Here is a 770-nt window from a genome sequence, read left to right on the forward strand (position 1 = left end):
ATGGGCGCGCCCGCGCGCCATCTGTTCGTGCTGGGCGCGCCGGACTGCATTCCCATGGTTCGGCGCATCGCGGAGCTGTGCGGCGACCCGGTTGATGAAATCCGTCTTGAACGCAAAAGCCCGCTTGTCGCCGCCGATCGCGCCGTGGCCGTGCAGGAACTGCAGAAGCACGATGCGCTGATCGCCTTTTCCCGGCGCGAGGTGCTGGATCTGCGCGCCATGCTTTTAGCGCATGGCAAGCGTGTGGCGGTGGTGTACGGTGCGCTCAGCCCCGAGGTCCGCCGCGCGGAGGCCCAGCGTTTCAACTCTGGCGACGCGGATATCCTGATCGCGACCGACGCCATCGGCATGGGGCTGAACCTGACCATACGCCGCGTGATCTTCGCCGCGCTGCGCAAGTATGACGGCACCCAGACGCGCGACCTGAACCCGCAGGAAGTCAAGCAGATCGGCGGGCGCGCCGGGCGTTACGGCAAGCATGAGCAGGGCGTTGTCGCCGTGCTGGAGGGGGTGGGCAGCCCGTCCTTCATCCATGCCATGCTGGCCGCCCCGCCCCAGCCGATCGAGGACATGCGCCCGCAGGTCCAGCCCGATGCGGACATCGTGCAGGCCGTGGCCGCCGAGATCGGGTCCGACAGCCTGTTCGGCGTGCTGGTGCGCATCCGCCGCGCGGTGCTGCGGCGCGATGACCCGAATTACCGCCTGGCCAACATGGAGCAGGCCTTCGCCATCGCCACGGCGCTGGAAGGGGTGACGGACCTGACGCTGGC

General features: G+C 68.6%; 1 protein-coding gene. It reads left to right on the forward strand.

Translation table 11 applies throughout. The annotated features are described in order from the left end of the window. A partial coding sequence (locus JCM25156_RS26350) for a helicase-related protein (protein WP_034961381.1) occupies positions 1-770 on the forward strand: 770 nt, incomplete at both ends.

The sequence above is a fragment of the Komagataeibacter kakiaceti JCM 25156 genome (genome assembly GCF_000613305.1).